Origin of the sequence: Paenibacillus sp. JCM 10914 (assembly GCF_001315105.1) — a bacterium.
GTDB lineage: Bacteria > Bacillota > Bacilli > Paenibacillales > Paenibacillaceae > Paenibacillus_AQ.
In genome coordinates, this window is record NZ_BAZR01000002.1 from 64,562 (window position 1) to 87,821 (window position 23,260).

A 23,260-nucleotide genomic window follows, 5' to 3' on the forward strand; every position below is an offset into this window, starting at 1 on the left:
AGGGGGAACCGATTTTCAATGAGTATGGATTTTATTGAAGCGATGAATGAGTTGGAACGGGATAAGGGCATTAGCAAAGATGTGCTGTTTGAGGCCATTGAAGCGGCACTGATCTCTAGTTACAAGCGTAATTTTAACACCGCGCAGAACGTACGGGTAGATATGAACCGGAATACCGGCGTGATCAAGGTGTTTGCACGTAAGCTGATTGTTGACGAGGTATTGGATCCGCGCACAGAAATCTCACTGCATGCAGCCCGTGAAATTAATCCGCACTTCCAGATCGAGGATATCGCGGAGATCGAGGTAACGCCTCGTGATTTCGGTCGGATTGCTGCGCAAACAGCGAAGCAAGTCGTTACTCAGCGCATTAGAGAAGCCGAACGAGGCCTGATCTACAGCGCTTTTATTGACAAGGAAGACGATATCGTTACCGGTACCCTGCAGCGGCAGGACATGCGCAATATTTATATCGATCTTGGTAAGATCGAAGCTGCACTGCCGTTAACGGAATTAATGCCTAACGAGAAGTTCAAACATGGTGATCGGATTAAAGCTTACATTACCAAGGTCGAGAACACGACCAAAGGTCCGCAAATTATGTTGTCTCGCACCCATCCGGGTCTGTTGAAGCGACTGTTTGAGCTTGAAGTACCCGAGATATTCGATGGCGTCGTGGAGATTCGCTCGGTAGCGCGTGAAGCTGGCTTCCGTTCCAAAATCGCGGTCTTTTCCCGTAACGATGAAGTAGATCCGGTAGGTTCCTGCGTGGGTCCTAAAGGCATGCGCGTACAGACTATTGTGAATGAGCTTCGCGGTGAAAAGATCGATATCGTGCGCTATTCCGATCAAGTCGAGGAATACGTGGCTAATGCACTCAGTCCTTCTAAAGTGCTTGAGGTTCAAGTATACGAGGATGAGAAAATGGCTCGCGTGATCGTTCCGGACTATCAACTCTCGCTTGCGATCGGAATCAAAGGTCAGAACGCTCGCCTAGCGGCGAAGCTGACTGGATGGAAGATCGATATTAAGAGTGAAAGCCAGGCGGAACAGGAATTTGGCCGGCCGAAATCCCAAGCGAGCGAGATGCACCAGGATTCCGTCTCTGTTGATTAATTCTGGCCTGACGGGGGGTTGTCGTCTTGAAACAAAGAAAGATACCACTACGTAAATGTGTAGCGTGCCAGGAGATGAAACCGAAGAGAGAGCTAATCCGAGTCGTCAGAACTCCAGATGAAGCTGTTCTGATCGATCTTACCGGCAAGAAGTCCGGTCGGGGAGCTTATTTGTGCGGTAATGTTTCGTGTTTCAAGCTGGCACATAAGAACAAGGCGCTGGATCGAGCGCTAAAACAACATGTGAAACCTGAGATCTATGAACAATTGGCACAGGATTTTATCAAGGTAGAAGATGAATTCCTGGCTGCTAAAGAGAGTGCTGCCGATGATGAATAGGGCGCTTTCTCAGCTCGGCCTGGCCATGCGGCAGGTAAGGTGGTTACCGGAGATGAGATCGTGCTCAAAGCCATCCGGTCTTCTGAAGCAAAATTGGTTATTCTGGCGGGTGACGCCTCAGATAATACTTTAAAAAAGTTCCGCGATAAATGCGGTTCTTACAAAATCCCTCTGGTAATCGGATTTGACCGGGAAAGTCTGGGCACAAGTGTAGGTAAACCCGAGCGGGTTGTGCTGGCAGTTACGGATCAAGGATTCGCAGAAATGATCTCCAAGAAGATGGAGACAATGTCGGAGGTGGAGTATATTGAGTAAACAGGAAAACAAAGACAATAAGCTTCGTGTATATGAATATGCTAAGTCGTTGAACATGAGCAGTAAAGAAATTATTACGATCCTCAAGCGCTTGAACGTTCCGGTCAATAATCACATGAGCGTTATGGAGAACGATGCGGTGTCCAAAGTGGAGCAGTTTTTTAAGGATATCAAATCGAATGCTGCCGCTAAACGTGAGGGATCAGATTCTTCAAAAAGTGATAACCGTAAACCCGCGGTGTCCGTGGCTTCCAGCCCGGCTGCACCATCGAACAGCAAGACTGAAGGGTCGGTATCGAAAGCAAGTCATGATGGCAGCCGTACGGGGCAGGACGGTTTGCGTAATTCAGGTCAACGAGTATCAGGACAACAAGGACAAAGCCAGCCTCAAAAACAACAGGAAAAGCAGGTAGGTATGAACAGTAGAAATCAAAATAACCAGAATGCTACAGGCTCCCAACGTCCGCAAGGCGGACAGGATTCCCGGAGAACGTCGTCCGGCCAATCTCAAGGCAGCCAGCAAAACAACCGCAGTCAAGGGTCTAGACCAGGCGCATCCGCGCAGGCTGGCTCACGTCCACAAGGCGGTGGCCAAGGTGCCAATCGTCCGCAAGGCAACAATGCGCAAGGAAGTACGCGTCCACAGAATAAACCTGGGCGCAGCGGGGATTCTCCAAGCAGTGGGTTCTCCAATAATAATAATAATAGTAACAACAACAGCGGTCAGAATCGTGGTGGCCGGAATAACAATAATAATGGTCGCGACTCCAAACGGTTTGATGACAACCGTGGATTCCGTGGCAACAACCGTGGCGGCAAGAACAATCGCGGTCGTAACCACAACCAGCAACCGCCTCGTGAGAAAATCGACAACACGCCGAAGAAAATTATCGTCCGCGGTAATATGACCGTCGGTGAAACGGCGAAGCTGCTTCACAAGGACGCTTCCGAGGTCATCAAGAAGCTGATTTTCCTCGGCGTGATGGCCACCATTAACCAGGAGCTTGATATCGATACGGTTCTGCTGCTCGCAGGCGAGTATGGTGTCGAGGTTGAGGTGAAAATTCCGGTTGAGGAAGACCGGTTTGAAACGGTGGAAGAAAATGATGCAGCTGAGGATCTTAGAGAGCGCCCACCGGTTGTAACGATTATGGGACACGTCGATCACGGTAAAACAACGTTGCTGGATGCAATCCGTTCTACGAATGTTACGGGCGGCGAAGCAGGCGGCATTACCCAGCATATCGGTGCTTACCAAGTTGAAATTAACAATAAGAAAATTACGTTCCTGGATACACCGGGTCACGAAGCGTTCACCGCTATGCGTGCTCGTGGTGCGCAGGTGACGGATATGACGATTATCGTAGTGGCAGCCGATGACGGTGTAATGCCTCAGACGGTGGAAGCGATCAACCATGCCAAGGCGGCAGGTTTGCCGATCATCGTTGCAGTAAACAAGATCGATAAGCCGGATGCGAATCCGGATAAAGTGAAACAAGAATTGACGGAATATGAACTAGTACCCGAGGAATGGGGCGGAGATACAATTTTCGTTAACGTCTCGGCGAAGCAGCGGATGGGTCTGGAAGACTTGCTTGAAATGATCCTTCTGGTAGCTGAAGTGAACGAGTACAAAGCCAATCCTGACAAGCGTGCACGCGGTACGGTTATTGAGGCTGAGCTGGATAAAGGCAGAGGTCCGGTAGCACGTATTCTCGTTCAACATGGTACGTTGAAGGTTGGAGATGCGTTTGTCGCCGGTAACTGTTTCGGTCGTATTCGTGCGATGGTGAATGATAAAGGTCGTCGCCTTAAAGAGCTGGTCCATCTACGCCGGTTGAGATTACGGGTCTGACCGAAGTTCCAGGTGCCGGAGATCCATTTATGGTATTTGAGGATGAGCGTAAGGCGCGTACGATTGCAGATAAGCGTATGATTACGCACCGTCAATCCGAGTTGAACACGAACACCCGGGTTACGCTGGACGATCTGTTCAAGCATATTAAAGACGGTGAGATCAAAGATCTTAACGTTATCATCAAAGGTGACGTGCAAGGTTCTGTTGAAGCCCTCAAAGGCTCCTTGAACAAAATTGAAGTGGAAGGCGTTCGCGTCAAAATCATCCACAGCGGTGCCGGTGCCATTACCGAATCCGATATTATTTTGGCAGCAGCTCCAATGCGATTGTTATCGGCTTCAACGTTCGTCCGGACGTGCAAGCGAAGCAAACCGCGGATCAGGAGAAGGTTGATATTCGCCAACACCGTGTAATATATAATGTAATCGAGGAAATTGAGCAAGCTATGAAGGGGATGCTCGATCCAGAGTATAAAGAATCCGTGATTGGTCATGCGGAAGTTCGCAATACCTTCAAAGTGAGCAAAGTGGGTACGATTGCAGGATGTATGGTGACATCCGGTAAAATTACGCGCAACGCGGAGGCTCGATTGGTCCGTGATGGCATCGTCGTACATGAAGGCAAGATTGATTCCCTTAAGCGTTTTAAAGACGACGCCAAAGAGGTAGCGCAAGGTTACGAATGCGGTATTACCTTGGTTAGCTATACCGACGTCAGAGAAGGGGACGTTATCGAAGCCTATATCATGGAGACGGTAGAGCGTTAATCGAATGAGGTGATCAAGCTATGGCAAAAATCAGAACGGGACGTGTGGGTGAGCAGATCAAGAAAGAGCTCAGCCAATTGATTCAAACCGAAATCAAAGATCCGCGAATCGGCTTCATCACGGTTACGGGCGTTGATGTGACCAATGACCTCTCACAAGCGAAGGTATATCTGAGCGTGCTCGGCGATGACGAGCAGAAGGCTGCTTCCTTGAAGGGTCTGGAGAAAGCTAACGGTTATCTGCGCTCCGAACTTGGCAAGCGGGTTAGACTCCGGCACGTGCCGGAGCTCATCTTCAAGTTTGATGATTCCATCGCGTACGGCAGCCGAATTGAGAAGCTGTTGACCGAAATCGGGGATCGCGAGGAGAAGTAGAGGCGGGTCACACTGCTTGAAATCTATAGCAGAAGACGTGTTTCTTATAAAGGAGAGGGCGAATGCGAACCTATGAACAAGAGCTTGAGCAGGTAAAGGCTTATCTGCTCCAGCACGATGATTATTTGGTTGTGTCGCATGTGCAGCCCGACGGAGATGCAGTCAGTTCCACCCTTGCGGTGGGCTGGCTTCTCTCATGTCTGGGCAAGAAATACACCATGATTAATGAGGGAGCTATTCCCAAAAGAATGAACAGCCTGTGGCATGCGGATCAAATTCTGAATTTATCAGAACAGCAACCTGGAAGAACCTACTCGAATATCATCTGTGTAGATTGTGCTGATTTTGCAAGAGTAGGGTACACCCGGACGGTCTTTGAGGATGGCGCCAATATTCTGAATATCGATCATCATCCGACTAATGATCGATACGGAACCGTGAATCTGGTACTTGCCGAAGCTGCGGCCACTGCGGAGATCCTGTACGACGTCCTGAATGTATTCGATATCGAATGGAATGCTGACATCGCAACCGCGATCTATACGGGGCTGCTAACCGATACAGGCGGATTCCGCTACTCGAATACATCTCCTAAAGTGATGAGTATCGCGTCGGAACTGTTGTCTTACGGGGTAAATGGCCCGGAGCTCGCCGAGACGCTGCTGGAAGAGATGACACTGCCACAAATTAAGGTGCTTGTTGAGGCACTGAACACGCTTCGTCTGTCAGAAGACGGCAGAATCGCCTGGGTATATGTGACACCAGACGTTATGGACCGCTGCGGTGCAATCAGCGAAGATTTGGAAGGCATCGTCAACTATCCACGGAACATTCAAGGAGTTGAGGTGGGCATACTCTTTAAATCGTTGAAATCGGGCATGGTTAAAGCGAGCCTGAGATCAGCGGGAAGAGTCGACGTTGCTGAATTGGCTCAAATTTTTGGTGGTGGTGGTCATGTAAGAGCTGCAGGTTGCAGCATTGAAGGCAAGCTTGACGACATTATTCCTAGAGTAGTAGAGCAGGTGAAGTTAAAGTTATGACGCAATTAGAAGGCATCTTGCTGTTCTCAAGCCGGCGGGTTGGACTTCACACGATGTGGTAGCCAAGGTTCGTGGCATTCTCCGTCTGAAGAGAATTGGTCATACAGGTACCTTGGATCCTGAAGTAACTGGGGTGCTTCCATTATGTCTTGGCAGAGCAACACGAGTTGTCGAATACATGCAGGAACTGCCCAAGGAGTATAATGCTGTCCTTCGGCTCGGTTATGCCACAGATACCGAAGATATTACCGGCACTACCATCGAGACAGCTGATGCTGTTCAGGTAAGTAAAGAAGAAGCTCAGGCGGCGTTGGAGTCTTTTATCGGACCGATCTCTCAAGTTCCCCCGATGTACTCTGCTGTCAAGATCAATGGCAAACGACTGTACGAACTTGCCAGAGAAGGCAAAACCGTAGAGCGCCAGAGCAGAACCGTAACGATACATGAAATTGAAATGACAGACTGGAACACCACAGGAATGTGGCCGGAAATGGCGTTTAGAGTGTCCTGCTCCAAAGGTACATATATTCGCACGTTATGCGTGGATATCGGCCGTAAGCTGGGCGTACCATCGGTAATGGTAAAGCTTGTGCGTACACAATCAGCCGGCATTACGGAAGACCAGTGTCTGACGATCGAGCAGATTGAATCCTTGATGAAGGAAGACCAGCTGAAATCTAGACTTATCCCTGTGGATCAGGCGATTTCTTTTCTGCCGAAACATACCGTAGCGGATGAGAAAAGAGAAGCAGCGCTGCAAGGTCAGCGGCTGTCCTCAAGGGCAGTGGAGCCCACGGTAGATAGTCAGGGTCCCATCCGATTGTATGACGCGAAGGATGATTTCCTTGGAATCTATAAAATTCAGGAAGAGACTGGGGCTATCGTTCCTGTGAAGGTATTTTCTTAATCATGAAGACTGGGATTGGTTAGTGGAGGTGAGAAGATGAGAATCGTACCTATATCTTATCCTGTATCCGTTGATCTGGAGCAGGAAGGAGTGGAACCTAAAGTTGCTGCGATCGGCCAATTTGACGGTCTGCATCTTGGTCATACCAGCGTACTGGCTGAAGCAATCCGCATTGCTCGTGAGCAAGGAGTGCCGGCAGCCATGATCACTTTTTTCCCTCATCCGAAAGATGTGATCGGAAAAGGGAATTACGAAGGTTATTTGACGCCTCAGCAGGACAAGCAAGAACTGCTTGAGGCGATGGGAATCGATATTCTGTACGTCGTTGAATTCAACCTGGAATTTTCTCGAGTAAGTCCTGAGGCGTTCGTGGAGGAGGTCTTGCTTCCGCTGAAGCTGCAAACCGCGGTTGTCGGATTTGACTTCCGCTTTGGACATAAGGGAGAGGGTGACGCAGTAAGGCTGCAAGCTCTGGGAGAAGGCAGAATGTCGGTGGTTACCATTCCTCCCTTGCTCGTAGAGGGGGAGAAGGTTGGAAGCTCCTCGATCCGAATCGCTCTGAAGACGGGGCAGTTAGCAGATGCCAATCGCTGGTTCGGGCGGAATTATCGGATCCGCGGCAGCGTTGTGCATGGGGAGAAGCGGGGGAGAAAGATCGGATTTCCGACAGCGAATCTGGAGCTTACGGATGCGTATGTTATTCCCGCGCTTGGTGTATATGCCGTGCTAGCCAAGACAGACGCCCAGGAGGAGTGGATCCCGGGTGTGATGAACGTTGGTGTCAAGCCGACCTTCCATGATGGAATAACGAAACCGATCTTTGAAGTTCATCTGCTCGACTTCGAAGGCGATCTCTATGATCAAATCATGACAGTCGATTTGGTGCAGTATATCCGCAAGGAGCATAAGTTTGAATCGGTTCAAGAACTGATTGAATGGATCCAGCGGGACGCAGTGGAAGCACGCAAGATTCTAAAAGTCGGCGAATCGTAATTTATGTGCCATAAATTGTGCGGGTCTGATTTTCTTTTTCAGACAATGTGTGCTATACTTTTAGAGGTTGCCTGAATATGGGCAATATTAACCTTGGCTTGGATGTTCGATCTCACCGTCGGTACCTAGGCCAATGGCGATTATAATGAAGGAGGTGAACAGGATGGCATTGACTCAAGAACGTAAACAACAACTGATTGACGAGCACAAAACTCATGAGTCCGATACAGGATCCCCAGAGGTGCAAATCGCTATCCTAACGGAAAACATTACGAGTCTGACTGACCACTTGCGTACGCACAAGAAGGATCATCATTCCCGTCGTGGTTTGTTGAAGATGGTCGGCCAACGCCGTAAGTTGCTTGCATACTTGAAGAACAAGGATGTTAAACGTTACAGTGCTTTGATCGAGAAGCTTGGATTGCGTCGCTAATCATCCATAAGATTTACGAAAAAACAGCCTGGTTGTCCACTGTCCTTCTTGGAACGACAGCGGCACAGCCGGGCTCTTTTCTAAGTAGGCCCGCTATTGATTCCGCTTCGATAGGGAATTTTCATATATCCAATTAACCAAAAAAATTCTATCCCCATAAGGAGGGATTACATGGAAACACGTGTCGAAATGCAGCTTGGTGGCAGACCCTTGGTATTCGAAACAGGGCGACTCGCGAAACAGGCTAATGCGGCTGTTATGGTTCGCTACGGCGAAACAGCAGTCTTGTGTACAGTGACAGCTTCCAGTGAACCGAAAGATTTGGACTTTTTTCCACTGACGGTCAACTACGAGGAGCGCTTGTACGCAGTAGGTAAAATCCCCGGCGGATTTATTAAGCGCGAAGGCAGACCGAGCGAGAAAGCGATTCTTGCGAGCCGTCTGACCGACCGTCCGATTCGTCCATTGTTCCCGGAAGGATTCCGTAATGACGTACAGGTGCTGAACCTGGTCATGAGCGTGGATCAGGATTGTGAGCCGGAGATTGCCGCAATGATCGGTACTTCTGCTGCTCTGAGCATATCGGATGTTCCATTTAATGGTCCAATCGGAGGCGTGGCGGTAGGTCGCATCGACGGGAAGTTCGTCGTTAACCCTGATATCGCCCAGCAGGAAGCGAGTGATCTTTATCTGGTCGTAGCCGGTACCAAAGATGCGATCATGATGGTAGAAGCCGAAGCGAACGAACTGCCTGAGGAAGTTATGCTCGAAGCGATTATGTTCGGACATGAAGAGATCAAGGGCATCGTAGCGAAGATTGAAGAGCTGGTAGCTGCTTGCGGTAAACCGAAGATGGAAGTGAAGCTGCATGCGGTTAACGAAACGGTAGATCGTGACGTTCGTACATATGCGGAGGCTCGTCTTGTCGAGGCGGTTCGAATCGAAGAGAAGCATGCACGTCAAGATGCAATCGACGAAATTAACAACGAAGCGTATGCTGTATTTGAAGAGAAATATATCGAAACACCGGAATTGCTGAAGGATGTCAAGGAAGTTCTCCATGATATCGTGAAAGAAGAAGTGCGGCGTCTTATTACGCACGATAAGGTACGTCCAGATGGTCGTGGGCTGTCGGAGATCCGTCCGATCGATTGCGATACGAGCTTGCTTCCAAGAACGCATGGTTCTGGTCTGTTCACACGTGGACAAACCCAGGCCCTCAGTGTGTGTACACTCGGTGCTCTCGGCGATGTTCAAATTTTGGATGGTATTGATCTGGAAGAGACGAAGCGCTTCATGCATCATTACAACTTCCCGCCGTTCAGCGTAGGTGAAGCCCGCCCACTGCGTGCTCCTGGCCGTCGTGAGATCGGTCATGGTGCCCTTGGCGAGCGTGCGCTCTCTAAAGTCATTCCGAATGAAGTCGATTTTCCTTACACGATTCGTCTCGTATCCGAGGTTATCGAGTCTAACGGATCGACTTCCCAAGCGAGCATCTGTGCAAGCACACTCGCAATGATGGATGCTGGTGTACCGATTAAAGCTCCAGTTGCAGGTGTGGCTATGGGCTTAATCAAAGACGGCGAGCATGTATCGATCCTGACCGATATTCAAGGCATGGAAGATCACCTCGGCGATATGGATTTCAAGGTTGCGGGTACTCCGGCAGGGGTAACGGCAATCCAGATGGATATCAAGATCGACGGCATTGATCGCTCCATTCTGCAGGAAGCGTTGCAGCAGGCCAAAGAAGGACGTATTCATATCCTTGGCAAGATGGCAGAGTCGATCCAGCAGCCACGAGAAAGCCTGTCGCAGTATGCACCAAAAATCATCACAATGCATATCAATCCGGATAAGATTCGTGATGTCATCGGTGCAGGCGGCAAGATTATCAACAAGATCATTGAAGAAACCGGCGTGAAAATCGACATCGAACAGGATGGACGCGTCTTTATTGCTTCATCCAACGATGAAATGAACAAGAAAGCTCTTTCCATTATTGAGGGCATCGTTCGCGAAGTGGCTGTAGGTGAAATTTACACAGGTACGGTGAAGCGAATTGAGAAATTCGGTGCCTTCGTTGAAATTCTGCCGAACAAAGACGGACTGGTTCACATTTCCCAGCTTTCGACCGAGCGTGTAGCGAAGGTCGAGGATGTCATTGCGATCGGTGATGTCATCACCGTTAAGGTTACGGAAATCGATCAGCAAGGCAGAATTAATCTGTCCCGCAAAGCGGTATTAACTGCAGAAGCAAGCAAGAGCGGGTCCTAGTATAAGGATCTTGCTTGCTTCTTAGGAATAGACCAACATAGAATCAGATAGAAAAAAGAGACAGAACCTATATTCTGGCTCTTTTTTTGATGTGGGTCTTTGAATCAACGCTGCACATATTTTCTACTCTTTTCTCATAAGATGGGACAAAGCTCCTTATAGGAAGGGTGGAAAAGCCCATGTATGGTAAAAAGATTGCAGTGCTGCTGACCGGCGCCGCTTTGGTGTCGGCTGTTGCTGTGTTCAGCGGTGCATGGAACTACGTATCGAGTCTGAGCAGCCATCCGGAATCGCGGCTTACGAGTGTTAACGAGACTGCAGTAGATTTGGATTTGCTTGCCCAAATCGAGGCGGAGGCTGCCAAAACGCGAATTGAGCCGGTGGATGCCAAGGTGGATTCGGTCTGGAAAGCGGTGCCGGGTTATAACGGTTTAGAAATCGATGTGGAAGCGACATTTAAATCAGCCACAACTAAGAAGTTTAAGCCAGGTGATTCATTGACGTATATATATCGGCAGATACCTGCCAAGGTCACGCTGGATGATCTCGGGGAACATCCGATCTATCGTGGAAATCCCAACAAACCGATGGTGTCCCTCATGATCAACGTCGCTTGGGGCAATGAATATCTCGTTCCGATGTTAAATACGCTTGATGCTGAGCAGGTAAAAACTACGTTTTTCCTTGATGGCAGCTGGCTGAAGAAGAATCCCGAGCTGGCGGGCGAAATATTGAAACGCGGCCATGAAGTCGAAAATCACGCCTATACCCATCCGAATATGAGTCGACTCAGTCGGGAGCGTGCCGAACTCGAGATTGCCAAGACGCAGGACCTGCTCAAATCAAGTCTGGGGGTGGACAACAAATGGTTCGCACCACCATCGGGCGATTTCAATCAGCAGACGGTGTCCATCGCAGCTGCTCGCGGATTAAAAACCGTGCTCTGGACCCTGGACACGATTGATTGGAAACATCCGGCACCCGACGCTGTCGTGCAGAAAATCTCCAGTAAGGTTGAACCGGGATTTCTAATTCTGATGCACCCTACCGATACTTCGTCAGCGGCTCTAAAGGGGATGATCGACGGCATTAGGGCAAAAGGGCTGCAGATTGGAACCGTAAGTCAGACGTTGTCATCCGATCGAATAATGCCTGGCGGAAGTTGAGTTCCCGTGGTAAAGTTTGATAGAATGAATAAATTGGCATGGCACTGAGAATTCAGTGGAAATGAACCAATCTGGATGGAATAGTTAGGGGGCCCAATCTTTGAAGAAAATACAGTTGAAAAACGGCCTGAGAGTGGTAATGGAACAAATTCCGACCAGTCGCTCCGTATCTTTCGGTATCTGGGTGAAGACCGGATCTCGTAACGAAACGCCGGAAATTAACGGAATCACGCATTTTATAGAACATATGATGTTCAAAGGGACGGAACGTTTTGATGCCCGTGCTATTGCTGAGCAATTCGATGCGATCGGCGGCAATGTGAACGCGTTTACGTCGAAAGAATATACGTGTTATTATGCTAAAGTGTTGGATGAACATTTGCCGATTGCGGTTGACGTCTTGTCCGACATGTTCTTTAACTCCAAGCTGGATGCCGGTGAATTGGCCAAAGAGAAGAATGTCATTCTGGAAGAAATCGCGATGTATGAGGATACGCCGGATGACCTGGTTCATGATCTAATGTCCTTATCAGTGTATGGCGATCATCCACTGGCTTACCCGATCCTAGGACGAAGGACCGACTGGAATCGATGGATTCTCAGGCGTTGAAGTCATATATGGATAGCCATTACACGATTGAGAATACTGTAATCGCACTTGCAGGCAACATTACAGAAGAAGTCGTGGAACTGCTGGAGCGTCATTTCGGTGGGTTTGCGAATCATGGAGCGTCAGCGGCACTGACACCACCGGCCTTCCTGGATGGACTCCAGTTCCGTAAGAAAAAGACAGAGCAAAATCATATCTGCATGTCATTTCCAGGTTGCTCCATCGGCGATGAGCTTCAATACGCAATGGTGTTGTTGAATAACGCGATTGGTGGCGGCATGAGCTCCAGATTATTCCAAGAAATCCGTGAGAAACGTGGACTCGCGTACTCCGTGTACTCCTATCACAGCTCGAATGCCGACAACGGCATGTTTACGATTTATGCGGGTACAGCGCCTAAACAGACGAAGGAAGTGCTGGAGTTGACGACCGAAATGATGCGTGATCTGGCCGTGAACGGGATGTCCGAGGAAGAGATACGGAAAGGCAAGGAACAGCTTAAGGGCAGTTTGATCCTTAGTTTGGAGAGCACAAGCAGCCGAATGAACCGTCTTGGCAAGAACGAGCTTATGCTGGGTCGACACTATAGTCTGGATGAGATCATTGAACGGATTGAGCAAGTTGAGATGAAGGATGTAGATGCGGTTCTGGATCGCATGTTTGGGACTCCGTACGCACTAGCGATGGTAGGAACCTCAGATAAAGCACTGAATGTACTTAGGAGGAATGAATTTGTTGCATTACGTTCAAATCAATAGATTATCGGGTAATGAAGATGTGAAGCTACCTGTCAAAATGTCCGAGCTTGCGGCTGGATTTGACCTGCACGCAGCCGTGGAGTCCCCTGTCGTTCTTCATCCGGGAGAACGGCAGTTGATCCCGACAGGCTTCGCCATAGCGATGCCGGCAGAACTCGAAGCACAGATCCGCCCACGAAGCGGCCTGGCTTATAAACACGGGATTACTTGCCTGAATTCGCCAGGTACGATTGATGCGGATTATCGCGGTGAAGTAAAGGTGCTGCTCATTAATCTTGGACAAGAGTCCTTTACCATCGAACGCAATGAGCGCATCGCGCAGATGGTATTCAAAACCGTACCAGCTGTTGCATTTACCGAGGTGGAAGAGCTGACCGATACCGTTCGGGGTGTTGGTGGTTTCGGTCATACCGGCAAGTAGTACGTACGTTAGCATCTATTGGCATCATACAGAAGCATCCACACCGCTCCGTTACATATCGGAGCGGTGTTTTTTTGCGTGAAAGTGAACGTTTAGCTGATTTGCGCTCACCACCCCATAGGCGTCGGCATAAGATGGTTTATACGTTTCGTTTGAAGAAAGGAGCGACGCCTTCCATGCTGACTGGAGTCCGGACCGTCTTTGTTGGGGGAGACGCACGGCAAATCGAAGTAATACGCAAATGTGCTGAGATGGATGCCTCCGTCATAATTGTCGGGTTTGAGAAGCTGCAGGATTCTTTTCAAGGGGTTAGTCGCGAGGCACTTGCACCAGAACTGCTAAGTGATGTTGATGCCCTCATACTGCCCGTGGTTGGTTGTGATGATGAAGGGCGTGTCAGTGCTTTGTTCTCGGAGGGGCCGTTGCGGATTACGGAGGAACATATCGCGGCTATGCCCGATCATGGAGTGATATATACAGGTATGGCTAAGCCTTATTTGCGGTCACTGTGTGATCAATATCATATCAAACTGGTTGAAATTCTGGAACGCGACGATGTGGCCATTTACAATTCCATTCCGACTGCGGAAGGGGCATTGATGATGGCTATCCAGAACACGGATTTTACGATTCACGGATCGACCAGCATGGTGCTCGGCATGGGAAGAACCGGCTTTACGATGGCGCGCAGCTTGCAAGGGCTGGGGGCCAAAGTCATGATGGGCGTACGTAGATCCGAGCATTATGCAAGAGCGGAAGAAATGGGCTGGAAGCCTTTTCTGATAAGGGATTTGGGCGCTCATGTACCTGCGGTTGACTTGCTTTTTAACACGATTCCAACTATGATAGTCACAGCACAGATCATCTCGAAAATGCCTCGGGAGGCCGTTATTATCGATCTCGCCTCCGCTCCTGGCGGATGCGATTTTCGCTATGCCGAGAAACGAGGTATCAAAGCTATGCTCGCACCCGGACTACCCGGAATCGTGGCTCCAAAATCAGCCGGCATCATCATGGCCAATACGCTGGTGGAGCTGATTTCTGAAGAAATCAAGATTCGGGGGGACGCGTAAATGGATTGGAATGGTATAACAGTGGGCTATGCATTGACAGGGTCTCATTGTACACTTGAAGAGGTTATGCCTCAAATTCAGCGGTTTAAGGACGGGGGAGCCAATGTAGTACCCATTGTCTCCAGTACCATTATGACAACGGATACCCGTTTTGGTACATCGGAAAATTGGCAGAAACAGTTGAAAGATATAACGGGGAATGATATTATTTCTACAATTGTCGCGGCGGAGCCACTGGGTCCATCCAAGCTGCTTGACGTACTGGTGATCGCGCCTTGTACGGGAAACACAACCAGCAAGCTGGCGAATGCTATGACAGACAGTCCGGTATTAATGGCTGCCAAGGCGCAGATGAGAAATTGTCGTCCCTTGGTTCTGGCGATATCAACGAATGATGGACTTGGATTGAATGCGGCGAATATCGCAAAACTGCTCGTCACGAAGAACATTTACTTTGTTCCCTTCGGACAGGATAATCCGCAGCAGAAGCCGAACTCGCTCGTCGCCAAGATGAACCTGATACCGGAAGCATGTTATGCCGCACTGGAAGGCAAACAGCTCCAGCCCATGATTATAGAATACGCTTAAGCAGCAGGGGTAACGTTCCCATATTAAAAGATAACGGCGAGTCAAGATAAGCTGGGTCATGATTTGAGAAATTAGGTAGTTTCCAGAGATATAAATCTTTGGAAGTGACAACCATTATTCATTTACTAACGAAACGGCCTGGCTTAACAGCCGGCCGTTTCAGTCGGTCGGCCCGCTATTTACGTCTCCTGGGCATATATAAACGGAGGAATATTTCATGCGCATCTTAGTTCAAAAATTCGGCGGGACTTCGTTATCAACATCACAAGCTAGAACCCATGTGATTGGGCATATCCGGCGTGAATTGGCTAATCAATATCGCCTGGTTGTCGTTGTCTCCGCCATGGGGCGCCGCGGGGAGCCTTATGCGACAGATACCCTGCTGGACTGGATACAGCATAATGGAAATGCGCTGCCTAATCGGGAGAAGGACTTGCTTCTCGGTTGTGGTGAGATCATCTCGGCAACGACGCTTTGCAGCCTGCTGCAGCACGAAGGGATAACCGCAACGGTAATGACGGGGGCTCAAGCCGGATTTGTAACAGACGATCAATTCGGAAATGCGCGTATCAAGGATGTTAGGCCAGAGCGGGTGTTGAAGGAATTGGAGTTGTACGAGGTCGTTATCGTGACCGGCTTTCAAGGCCAGACCGAGACGGGTGATATGACTACGCTGGGCCGGGGAGGAAGCGATACGTCGGCAACAGCGCTCGGAGCTTCTCTCCGGGCCGAGATGGTAGACATTTATACGGATGTCAACGGTATTCTGACTGCGGACCCGCGAATCGTTGAGGACGCAAGACCGCTTAGCTATGTAAGTTATACGGAAATTTGCAACATGGCCCATCAAGGAGCCAAGGTGATCCATCCGAGAGCCGTTGAAATTGCGATGCAGTCTCAAATCCCGGTCAGTAAGATCAACGTTCTCCGATGATGAAGGAACATTGGTTACACAGCCTGAGGGCTTCCGCGATATACAAACCGGCATCGTAGACCGCTTTGTTACGGGAGTTGCGTATGTCAGCAACATCACGCAAATCTCGGTGGAGTGTGATCGTACGGAAGGATTGCAGTTGAAGGTATTTCAATCCATGGCGGAAAACTCCATCAGTGTAGATTTTATTAATGTAACCCCTACGGGTGTGCTCTATACGGTCTTTGATAGCGATTCAGAGAAAGCGATTGAAGTGCTGCAAAGTCTGAATCTCAAGCCCAAGAGCCTATCCGGTTGCGCCAAGGTATCGGTCATTGGCGGCGGAATTAACGGAGTTCCAGGTATTATGGCCAAGATCGTAGAATCGTTATGCGAGCACGATATCTCTATCTTGCAATCTGCGGACTCGAACACGACCATATGGGTTCTGGTGAAAAAAGAAGATATGGCACAAGCGCTTAGAGCGCTTCATCATAAATTTGAGCTTCATCGATAAAGGGATTTATTTCTAAATTACACATATAGCGAAGTGTGTTTTCCATCGTTTGCGGGAAATCATGAAGGAGGAGTCATTGTGGTGGATTTCGGAAGGCTGATAACAGCCATGGTAACCCCATTTGATCAAGAGGGCAGGATCAATTGGGACGAGACGGCAAGACTGATTGAATATCTGATTGTGGAGCAGAAGTCCGATTCGCTTGTAGTCGCGGGAACGACAGGTGAGTCACCGACATTGAGTGAAGAGGAAAAGCTTGAATTGTTTGCTTTTGCCGTGAAACAAGCGAACGGACGCAGTAAGATTATCGCTGGAACCGGAAGCAACAACACGGCGCATTCTGCAGCGTTGACCAAACAAGCAGAGGATTGTGGTGTGGACGGAATCCTCTTGGTCGCGCCGTACTACAATAAACCGAATCAAGAGGGACTGTTCCAGCACTTTGCTGCAATTGCGGCGGCAACCAGCTTGCCGGTCATGCTGTATAACGTTCCTGGACGGACCGGGATCAGTATCAGCACGGCAACGACCCTGCGCCTTGCCCAAATCCCGAATATAGTTGCAACCAAAGAGTGTGCCTCCATTGACCAGGTTACCAGCATCGTTATGGGAGCACCGGAGGGCTTCATCGTATATTCCGGTGATGATTCTGCTGCCTTGCCCGCACTATCTGTAGGGGCATACGGCATCGTTAGTGTGGCTAGTCATGTGTGCGGGGCTGCAATGAAGGATATGATTAACGCCTACATTGAAGGGGATACTAAGGAAGCAGCCAGACTGCATCGATCCTTGTTCCCATTATTCAAAGGTTTGTTTGAATGTCCTGAACCGCTTCCGAATCCATCTGCCGTTAAGTTCGCACTCAATCAACGTGGATACATCGTTGGCGATGTTCGTCTACCGTTAATCTCTCCGAGCGAAAGCGAGGCAGCTTATATAAGTCGATTGTTGTCTTCTTACTCATATTAATCAAATCCGTTTCGCTTGAAGCCGCTTCCCGGGAATGTCCAGGAAGCGGCTTCTTGCTATGAGAGGCGCCGGTTTGGGGTAAGCTATGCTACATAGTGGCGGCTGACTTGTGTTTTGAGTTTTTCATCATGTATAATGAAATCAATGACTGGGTGCGGTATATTTTTGAAATTTAATATAACAATGGTACGACGTCCAATACTATAGGAGGGTTAGATTCATTTGTCTAAGAAAATAAGCAGCGATAAACTATCGATTTTTGCCTTGGGCGGCGTCGGTGAGATCGGGAAGAACATGTATGTCATCCAATATGCCAATGACATCGTTGTCGTGGATGCGGGATTGAAGTTCCCGGAAGAAGATATGCTCGGGATTGATATCGTTATTCCTGATATTAGCTATTTAACGGAGAATCGCGACAAAGTGAGAGGGATTTTATTGACTCACGGTCACGAGGACCATATTGGCGGCCTCCCTTATGTGCTCAAACATCTGAACGTTCCCGTGTATGGAACGAAATTGACGCTCGGACTGGTGGAAAATAAGTTAAGAGAAGCCAATCTGCTCGGAGAAACCAAGCGAATTCTGATCAATGCGGACTCTGAGGTTCAACTCGGCAATACGCTGAAAGCCACATTCTTCAAGACCAATCACAGCATTCCCGATTCTGTCGGTATCTGTGTAGAGACTCCGGAAGGCAATGTCGTGCATACCGGGGATTTCAAGTTCGATCATACGCCGGTTAACGACCAATATGCCGATCTTCAGCGTATGGCTGAAATCGGAAGCAAGGGTGTATTAGCTTTGCTCTCTGATAGTACAAATGCTGAGAGACCAGGATTCACACCGTCGGAGAAAAATGTTGGTATCGTTCTCGAGGATATTTTCCGCAAAGCGGAACAACGGGTCGTAGTGGCAACTTTCGCCTCTAATGTTCACCGAATTCAGCAGGTCGTTAATGCAGCAGAAACGACAGGCCGTAAGATTACGGTAATCGGCCGAAGTATGGTGAATGTGGTATCCATTGCTTCAGAGCTTGGGTATTTGCATATTCCGGATGGCATGTTAATTGAGCCGGAAGAAGTAAATCGCATGTCAGCCGATCGGGTTGTTGTCCTATGTACAGGCAGCCAGGGTGAACCGATGTCAGCGCTCACGCGCATGGCGCGTTCAACACATCGCAAGGTCGATATACTTCCTGGTGATACGGTCATCATCGCCGCAACTCCGGTTCCGGGTAACGAGAAATACGTAGGGCGCACGATTGATGAACTGTTCCGACTTGGAGCTGATGTGATCTATAGCGGTTCCAATTCCGGAGTTCACGTATCGGGTCACGGCAGCCAGGAAGAATTGAAGTTGATGCTGAATCTGATGAAGCCGAAATACTTCATCCCGGTTCACGGAGAATACCGGATGCAGCGCCGCCATGCTCTGCTTGCCGAATCCGTGGGCGTAGATCCTGACAACATCTTTATTACCGATCTCGGTGAAATTGTAGAAATTCAGGGCGACTCCGCTCGTAAAGCGGGTAAAGTAACGGCTGGCAACGTCTTGATTGACGGACTTGGTGTCGGAGATGTCGGCAACATCGTGTTGCGTGATCGTAAACTACTGTCCCAAGACGGGATTCTGGTTGTTGTCGTCACGCTTAGTAAACAGAATGGCTCCATCGTATCCGGTCCTGATATCATTTCACGCGGCTTTGTATACGTTCGGGAATCGGAAGGACTCCTGGATGAGGCGAACCGCATCGTTTCCAGCACACTGCAGAAGCTGATGAGCGAGAACGTGAATGAGTGGGCGTCACTAAAAACAAGCGTCAAGGACGCTTTGGGACGCTTCTTGTATGAGCAAACACGCCGCAGACCTATGATTCTGCCGATCATTATGGAAGTCTAATACAAGATAATATAATAATCAGGCACACAGTCGCCCCTCTTTCGCCGGCAATAATTGGACGGTTCCCGCGAAAGAGGGGCTTTTTATGTTTGTTTTCAATCAAAAGGGATAAAAGAACCCTGTCAGTTGCCATACTAATGCTCAGCTATGTCAAAAGAATGAAGCTGAACATGAACTGGGAAGGCAGGGAAATATACATGGATAATCAACGACAGCCCTTAGGAAATCGAAAAAGCGAATACGCCGGAGAGACGGGGGCTCCGCCCGCTGTTCCTAATGAAGACGGGAAGAAAGAGGCGGCACAACAAGTCACCGAAACGATTCAACAGCTTGGACAAACGGGGGTACCAACAGGCGGTGAAACGAATGTGTTTTGCATGACTATTATCGGTCAGATTGAAGGACATATTGTGCTTCCGCCCCAGAATAAGACAACGAAATACGAGCACTTGATACCACAGCTTGTTGCAGCCGAGCAGAATCCAAAAATCGAGGGACTGTTGATTATACTCAATACGGTAGGCGGAGATGTCGAGGCTGGCCTCGCGATTGCAGAAATGATCTCGTCGCTTAGCAAGCCAACCGTGACGGTAGTTATCGGTGGAGGTCATAGTATTGGGGTACCGATTGCGGTTGCTGCCGATCATGCCATCATTGCTGAAAGTGCAACCATGACGATTCATCCGATTCGTATGAATGGTCTTGTAATTGGCGTACCGCAAACGTTTGAGTATATGGAGAAAATGCAGGAGCGGGTGGTACGATTCGTAACGAAGCACTCAGCGATCTCTGAAGAGCAGTTCAAAGATCTGATGTTCAAAACCGGTGAGCTTAACCGGGATATTGGTACGGCGGTATCCGGTGAGGACGCTGTTAAATTCGGTCTGATGAACGAAGTTGGTGGTATCGGGCAAGCGCTTGGGCGCCTGAACATCATGATTGGTGAACGTAAGGCCATCCAACATGGAGGGATAACGCAATGATCTGGTACAGTGTTATGCCGCTAGATATGACCTCCACGGAACCAAAGCCGGACTCCTCGACTGAAATCAGAGTAGAAGGCGTGCTAATGGAAGTTGAACCCTTGTCGAAAACCCATGCGAAGATTGTGAGATTGCTGGATTGCGGTTTAGACGATTATCTAAATCCCCGCTTCGCTCCCGGCGGCATTATTTGCTATATCCCGACATTAGAGGAAGAGGATAATGTCTGAAAACAGAACATAGGTACGCCACCGAATATTATGCTATAATATGGATTCGGGGGTGACATTATTGGCAAAGCGAAGACGTAAGAAGAAGGCAGCCTTTGCAGCGGTATTGAAATATGAAATATATGGAATTGTATTGATGACTCTCTCAGTCATTGCATTATCCGGAGAAGCACCGGTTGGACGTTCTTTGTCTAAGATGTCGGGATATTTGCTAGGCAAATATTATTTCATCATCCCCTTGATCGGCATTTATTATGGATTGATGGTAATGATTAACCGAAAATGGCCAAAGAAGTGGAATAGCAGAAGAACCGGTATTCTACTCTTAATACTGTCGTTAACCTTGATGAGCAGTATTGCGGGGCTGGAATCGAAGCTTGCTCCCATAGGGCAATTGACAGCATCCAATGCGATGAGTCAAATACATAGTGATCTGCAGGGTGAACTGCTTAACAGCGGGGTCAACGATGGCCGCCATCCTGTGATGGGAAGGGACATCAGCGGTGGATACGTCGGTGCATTACAGTTCTCGCTGCTGCTAATGCTCTTTGGTAGTATTGGTGCCAGATTGATCATGATCGTCATGCTGTTCATCAGCTTTATGCTTATTACGAATTTATCCTACGTGGATCTCATGCGCATGATTCGGACCAGAGTCGTTAAGGTGGGAGAACGGATTCAGAAGAGTATGAACAGTCGGCAGACCACATCGAGAGCTGCGGCCAAGACCAGCAACAAATCTAAGCCGATACAGATCCCTGACGACCTTGATGAAGACGCAGATGATATGGACGATATGGATGATGTGAGATTGCCGCGCCGGAAAGCGCCGCAATTCTTCCAGTTGTTTAGTACCAAGAGTGCCAAGGAAGATGATGTTAGGCAAGCGGAGAATGATATGGAGCTGGATGACCAAGCCCCTGTATTCACCGGTGGAAACGAGAAGGATGAGGTTGTCTTGTACAGTCATTCAAATCCTTCGGATTCCACACAAGAAGAGTTAGGTTCCGAAGTGGAGACACCTGTAACGAATTCTCCTATTATCCGTGATTTCTTCGAACAAGTACGACAGGAAGGCCGGGTTGAGGATGAAGTGGATGAACCCGAAGCAACCATGCAAGAAGAGGATAGTCTCCATCATGTACCCGGAGATGTGACTTCTTCGGAGAGCGCGGAGGGCTCACCTGAAGGGGTGGATGAATCAACGGACGGGGGCCAGAGTACGGGTGAACCAGTCGTATCTCCTGCACCACCGCCAAAGCCATACAAACTGCCACCGTTCCGGCTCTTATCCAAGCCGAATAACGGTGGCAAAGGCGGCGATCAGAGTGATTATATGCAGACTGCACGTAAGCTTGAAGCTACGCTGGAGAGCTTCGGGGTTCGCGCTAAGGTACTGGAGGTTGTAAGAGGCCCATCCGTAACACGCTATGAGATTCAACCGGATATTGGGGTGAAAGTGAGTCGTATCGTGAATCTGACCGACGATATCGCTCTCGCACTTGCCGCTAAAGACATTCGTATGGAAGCCCCTATTCCGGGTAAGTCCGCGATCGGGATTGAGGTGCCGAACCCGGAGGTTTCCATCGTGACGATGCGTGAAGTCATGGAAACACCGACGTTCCAGGACGCGGAAGCGAAACTGTCGATTGCGTTTGGACGTGACATATCAGGTCAGACGATTGTCGGCAATTTGGCACGAATGCCACATTTGCTCGTAGCAGGAGCAACCGGATCAGGTAAATCTGTATGCATTAATGGCATCATTACCAGTATCCTATACAAAGCGAAGCCCGATGAGGTTAAATTTCTCATGGTTGATCCGAAAATGGTCGAGTTGAACGTGTATAACGGCATTCCCCATCTGATGGCTCCGGTCGTAACGGACCCGAAACGAGCCTCGCTGGCATTGAAGAAGATCGTAGTTGAGATGGAGAAGCGGTATGAACTTTTTTCCAAGTCGGGCACTAGGAATATTGAAGGCTATAACACCCTAATGAAAGACAATCTGCCAGCGATACTGCCTTATATTGTCGTCATTGTTGACGAATTGGCAGACTTGATGATGGTGGCGGCCAATGATGTAGAAGATGCGATCACGCGTCTGGCCCAAATGGCCCGCGCAGCGGGGATTCATCTCATTATTGCTACACAGCGTCCTTCCGTTGACGTTATTACCGGTGTCATTAAGGCGAATATTCCGTCAAGAATTGCCTTTGGCGTATCCTCACAGGTCGATTCCAGAACGATACTCGACATGGCGGGAGCTGAGAAGCTGCTTGGTCGGGGAGATATGCTGTTTATGCCAATGGGATCATCCAAGCCGATCCGTGTTCAGGGCGCTTTCATGAGCGATCAGGAAGTGGAGAACATTGTCGGATTCGTCCGGGATCAAGGGCAGGCGGAGTATGATGAATCACTCGTTCCCGAGATTGATGAATCGACTAATGCGGAGGATGAAGAACTGGACGAGCTGTATGAACAGGCGGTCACGATCGTGCTGGAAGCGAAGCAGGCATCGGTATCACTTTTGCAGCGCCGAATGCGTGTGGGTTATACCCGAGCTGCTCGTCTGATCGACTCTATGGAATCGCGTGGGGTTATCGGTCCATATGAGGGCAGTAAGCCGCGTGAAGTTCTTATGTCACTGGAACAGTATCAACAACAGCAACAGAACCGCATCAGTTAAGGACTTGCTTGATTATGATGGGTG

Annotated in this window: 17 protein-coding genes and 4 pseudogenes; all 21 read left to right on the top strand. The window is 49.1% G+C overall.

Annotation, left to right across the window (positions count from 1 at the left end; translation table 11 throughout):
* Positions 1-18 precede the first annotated feature (18 nt).
* Positions 19-1,116 carry a transcription termination factor NusA gene (gene nusA / locus JCM10914_RS03680; RefSeq protein WP_023957563.1) on the top strand — a complete coding sequence of 366 codons (1,098 nt, stop codon included), beginning with the start codon at positions 19-21 and terminating at the stop codon, positions 1,114-1,116.
* A 26-nt stretch (positions 1,117-1,142) separates the two neighbouring features.
* On the top strand, positions 1,143-1,454 hold the full coding sequence (gene rnpM / locus JCM10914_RS03685; protein WP_036716956.1) for an RNase P modulator RnpM: 312 nt from the start codon (positions 1,143-1,145) through the stop codon (positions 1,452-1,454).
* Positions 1,447-1,769: pseudogene (locus JCM10914_RS03690) on the top strand (L7Ae/L30e/S12e/Gadd45 family ribosomal protein). Before rnpM ends, JCM10914_RS03690 begins: the two are co-directional and overlap by 8 nt.
* Positions 1,762-4,393, top strand: a pseudogene (gene infB / locus JCM10914_RS03695) (translation initiation factor IF-2). The pseudogenes JCM10914_RS03690 and infB overlap by 8 nt, the downstream one beginning before the upstream one ends.
* 20 nt (positions 4,394-4,413) lie before the next feature.
* Positions 4,414-4,767, top strand: a complete 354-nt coding sequence (rbfA, locus tag JCM10914_RS03700; protein WP_023957575.1) for a 30S ribosome-binding factor RbfA — start codon at positions 4,414-4,416, stop codon at positions 4,765-4,767.
* A 62-nt stretch (positions 4,768-4,829) separates the two neighbouring features.
* A complete protein-coding gene (locus JCM10914_RS03705) occupies positions 4,830-5,807 on the top strand; it encodes a bifunctional oligoribonuclease/PAP phosphatase NrnA (RefSeq protein WP_023957577.1) in 978 nt (325 codons plus the stop codon).
* A gap of 55 nt (positions 5,808-5,862) precedes the next feature.
* Positions 5,863-6,714 (top strand): tRNA pseudouridine(55) synthase TruB, encoded by an 852-nt coding sequence (truB, locus tag JCM10914_RS03710; protein WP_023957579.1) that lies wholly within the window; start codon positions 5,863-5,865, stop codon positions 6,712-6,714.
* Positions 6,715-6,750: 36 nt separating this feature from the next.
* Positions 6,751-7,707, top strand: coding sequence for a bifunctional riboflavin kinase/FAD synthetase (locus tag JCM10914_RS03715; RefSeq protein ID WP_023957581.1), 957 nt, complete (start codon positions 6,751-6,753; stop codon positions 7,705-7,707).
* Between the two features lie 163 nt (positions 7,708-7,870).
* The gene (rpsO, locus tag JCM10914_RS03720) at positions 7,871-8,140 is read left to right on the top strand and encodes a 30S ribosomal protein S15 (RefSeq protein ID WP_023957583.1); all 270 of its coding nucleotides are present in this window, start codon (positions 7,871-7,873) and stop codon (positions 8,138-8,140) included.
* A gap of 171 nt (positions 8,141-8,311) precedes the next feature.
* On the top strand, positions 8,312-10,417 hold the full coding sequence (pnp, locus tag JCM10914_RS03725; protein WP_023957585.1) for a polyribonucleotide nucleotidyltransferase: 2,106 nt from the start codon (positions 8,312-8,314) through the stop codon (positions 10,415-10,417).
* A gap of 179 nt (positions 10,418-10,596) precedes the next feature.
* Positions 10,597-11,583: a polysaccharide deacetylase family protein gene (locus JCM10914_RS03730; RefSeq protein ID WP_023957587.1), complete on the top strand. Its 987-nt coding sequence runs from the start codon at positions 10,597-10,599 to the stop codon at positions 11,581-11,583.
* 100 nt (positions 11,584-11,683) lie between these two features.
* Positions 11,684-12,951 (top strand): annotated as a pseudogene (locus JCM10914_RS03735) (M16 family metallopeptidase).
* Positions 12,926-13,372, top strand: a complete 447-nt coding sequence (gene dut / locus JCM10914_RS03740) for a dUTP diphosphatase (RefSeq protein WP_197286825.1) — start codon at positions 12,926-12,928, stop codon at positions 13,370-13,372. Before JCM10914_RS03735 ends, dut begins: the two are co-directional and overlap by 26 nt.
* Positions 13,373-13,548: 176 nt before the next feature.
* On the top strand, positions 13,549-14,445 hold the full coding sequence (gene dpsA, locus JCM10914_RS03745; protein ID WP_036717040.1) for a dipicolinate synthase subunit DpsA: 897 nt from the start codon (positions 13,549-13,551) through the stop codon (positions 14,443-14,445).
* Positions 14,446-15,033 (top strand): dipicolinate synthase subunit B, encoded by a 588-nt coding sequence (locus JCM10914_RS03750; RefSeq protein ID WP_023957597.1) that lies wholly within the window; start codon positions 14,446-14,448, stop codon positions 15,031-15,033.
* 217 nt (positions 15,034-15,250) lie between these two features.
* A pseudogene (gene dapG / locus JCM10914_RS03755) lies at positions 15,251-16,463 on the top strand (aspartate kinase).
* A gap of 81 nt (positions 16,464-16,544) precedes the next feature.
* Positions 16,545-17,432, top strand: coding sequence for a 4-hydroxy-tetrahydrodipicolinate synthase (dapA, locus tag JCM10914_RS03760; RefSeq protein WP_036717042.1), 888 nt, complete (start codon positions 16,545-16,547; stop codon positions 17,430-17,432).
* A 222-nt stretch (positions 17,433-17,654) separates the two neighbouring features.
* Positions 17,655-19,334, top strand: a complete 1,680-nt coding sequence (locus tag JCM10914_RS03765; protein ID WP_023957605.1) for a ribonuclease J — start codon at positions 17,655-17,657, stop codon at positions 19,332-19,334.
* 197 nt (positions 19,335-19,531) lie between these two features.
* The gene (locus JCM10914_RS03770) at positions 19,532-20,317 is read left to right on the top strand and encodes a ClpP family protease (RefSeq protein ID WP_036717044.1); all 786 of its coding nucleotides are present in this window, start codon (positions 19,532-19,534) and stop codon (positions 20,315-20,317) included.
* Positions 20,314-20,547: a YlzJ-like family protein gene (locus JCM10914_RS03775; protein ID WP_036716961.1), complete on the top strand. Its 234-nt coding sequence runs from the start codon at positions 20,314-20,316 to the stop codon at positions 20,545-20,547. The genes JCM10914_RS03770 and JCM10914_RS03775 overlap by 4 nt, the downstream gene beginning before the upstream one ends.
* Positions 20,548-20,608: 61 nt before the next feature.
* Entirely contained in the window at positions 20,609-23,236 is a 2,628-nt protein-coding gene (locus JCM10914_RS03780) for a DNA translocase FtsK (RefSeq protein ID WP_023957609.1), read from the top strand.
* Positions 23,237-23,260 lie beyond the last annotated feature (24 nt).